This window comes from Muricoccus harenae (assembly GCF_009848505.1).
In the GTDB taxonomy this organism is placed as follows: domain Bacteria; phylum Pseudomonadota; class Alphaproteobacteria; order Acetobacterales; family Acetobacteraceae; genus Roseomonas; species Roseomonas harenae.
This window is the reverse complement of record NZ_WWDL01000083.1, coordinates 1-2421: the sequence shown is the minus strand read 5'-3', so window position 1 is coordinate 2421 and position 2421 is coordinate 1. Positions and strand designations below refer to the sequence as shown.

Here is a 2421-nt window from a genome sequence, read left to right as displayed (position 1 = left end):
CACCCGCGGCGAGGAGATCAGGGCCAAGCGTCAGGCCAGAGCCAAGGCCAGACGCTGGGTGGTGGAGCGAACGCACTCCTGGCTCAACCGCTTCCGCTCCATCCTGATCCGATGGACCAAGAAGCCCGCCAACTACCTCGCCCTCCTCCACCTCGCCTGCGGCATCATCTCCTGGCGACATGCCCTACCGAGATAGGTTCTTAGCGCTAAGTCATGGACTTGAAGGATGCGCATTGCCGCGCCAGGACGGAGATAACGACGGCGGGTGGGTGGCCGAGGCTGACCAGGAGCACTCACGGCTGGGTGAAGCATTCTTGCCAGCAGATCCTCCGAACTGCCGGAGAAAGTTAAACAATCGATATGGAAGCAGAGCGAGATACGATTCATGTCCTAATTTTGTACCCTTGAAGCGCGGAAACTCGGCTTCGTGAATGTTCCCGCGCTTGTTACTATCGGCGTTACATTTCATCACGCAGAAGCTTTCTTTGTCCTCATCACCACTCCGGAACTCGGGCTAACGATGACCGCCGAACGCAATTCCTATGTTAGGTCCGCACTGGAGCAGGCGGTCCGCGTGACGCTTGAGACGCGCCTGGAACAGGCCGGGGCTGGTGAGGATCGGACTGCGGTGCTGACCGAGATACGAGGAAATCTGGCACACGCGCTCGCATATGCGCCTGTTCAGGGCGATCCGGTGCAAGACCTGGGGTTCAGAGCTTCATTTGCGGCAGTCTGCGACGCCGAAATCGCACGACTTGAAACTTGCGGAAGTCGGGAGAAACGTCTCGGGTTTGGTGAGCGGTAGCGGCGACCCGACCGAACTGCTCCTTCCCTCGGCTGTTCACGAGCTGAACAGCAGCGGCTGAGCTAAGTTCGCCATCGTGGCATAGAAGCCACAGCGTCGCCTTCAGGTCAGTCATAACGGGCTCGTGTGGAGAACATTGCTACACCTCCGTTGTATTCCTCCGGCTTGCTCGGAAGGTTAAGTGCGTGGCTCAAATCTCTGAAACTTCGAACGTAGCGGCGACCACCGGGCTGAGTTCCGATGAGGCGAAATTTGCCGCGAGTAATGAACTGCCGGCATCCGAAGATGTGGCGGTCCTGATGGCAGAGTTGAAAGCGACTTGTGATCGCCTCTTTGCCAGCCTCGGCGGCGCACCTGCTCCAGATGGGCAGTTCTTACCCGAAAACGCTGCCGCTCAATCAACCCAACTACCCGCAACTCTCGATGCGGCCGCGCTGAAGCGGATGCTGCGGTTCCGCGCAAACCGTCGGCGACGCAACGCGCTCAGCGAGTTCTTTGACTGGCCAACCTGGGACATGCTGCTGGATCTTGCGGCCGAACGCGCGGAGGGCGGTCATGTCTCCGTCTCGTCCGTGTGCATCTCATCCGGCGCGCCACAGAGCACGGCGCTTCGTAAGCTGGCAGCACTGGAGAGCGCCAAGCTTGTTGAGAGGTACTTCCACGGCAAGGATCGGCGCCGTGTATGCATAAGGCTGACCGAGCAGGCGGCAGAGATGGTCGCGTCCGCACTCCGCGACGAACTCGCCGTTTACCATTCGCTGATGCCGGTGCGGTAGCTGCGAACCACGCGATTGCCTGCTGCGCCATGGTTTTCGAGGAGTGAAGCCGCTCGGTACGCCGGAACACATACCGTCTGACTCGCTAAGCGCCTTTTTTGTGTTCAGCGCCTCTCTCGCCGCCACTCCCAAGGTGGCGTCCTCTGGCCCACCGGAAGCGCCCGCACTCCGCGCCTCCCTCCAGGGCGAGCAGCGAAGGATCGTGACTGTACCGGCGGTACACCCAGGCGGCAGCGCGTATCTGAGTAGGCGGGTATCCTTAAGCTTGTCATCGCCAAGCTGCGCCACGATAGGGTTGGCGCATTGTCCGAGCGCGGCCGCAAGCTCATCGACCAACTGGAGCTGGAACTCGGCGACCTCGTCGCCACGGACTCGACGCGGGCTGACGGCTAGAGCGGGGAACGGCCCGAGGCACCGCCGCGCTGCAAGCCAGTCGGGCGGGCCTCTGCCCTCGCACTTGCCGCGAGAGCAAGTGGTGATCCCATCGCCCTCTGCCGGCCCCTGCTGCGGGCGAGCTGTCCAAGCTGGGCGAGGGCATCACGGAGGCCCTTGAGGTGGTGCCCCAGTCCTGGAAGGTGGTCCAGGCCGTACGGGAGCGGTTCTCCTGCCGGGTCTGCGAAACCATCATCCAGCCGCGCGCGCCGTTCTGCGCCATCGCCCGCGGGCCCGCCGGGCCCAATCTCCTGGCCATGGTTCTGGAGGCCAAGTACGGCCCTGTAGCGCGTCAACCAAGTTGTCCGGGACCGACAGCCAAGATGGCTGGTGCTGGCCGGGGCGGATGGTGGCTCAGGCGGTGATGTTTTCCTTGTTGTCGGTGAGGTTGTCGGCGTCAGGCTGGTG

3 protein-coding genes and 1 pseudogene are annotated in these 2421 nt (G+C 62.3%); all 4 read left to right on the top strand.

The window, feature by feature from the left end:
• A partial coding sequence (locus tag GSE44_RS24965; protein ID WP_159351524.1) for a transposase occupies positions 1-196 on the top strand: 196 nt, incomplete at its 5' end.
• A 231-nt stretch (positions 197-427) separates the two neighbouring features.
• Positions 428-805: a hypothetical protein gene (locus tag GSE44_RS24960; RefSeq protein ID WP_159351523.1), complete on the top strand. Its 378-nt coding sequence runs from the start codon at positions 428-430 to the stop codon at positions 803-805.
• A 185-nt stretch (positions 806-990) separates the two neighbouring features.
• A complete protein-coding gene (locus GSE44_RS24955) occupies positions 991-1581 on the top strand; it encodes a helix-turn-helix domain-containing protein (protein WP_159351522.1) in 591 nt (196 codons plus the stop codon).
• 415 nt (positions 1582-1996) lie between these two features.
• Positions 1997-2309 (top strand): annotated as a pseudogene (locus tag GSE44_RS26745) (IS66 family transposase zinc-finger binding domain-containing protein); the annotation flags it as partial.
• Positions 2310-2421: the final 112 nt, after the last annotated feature.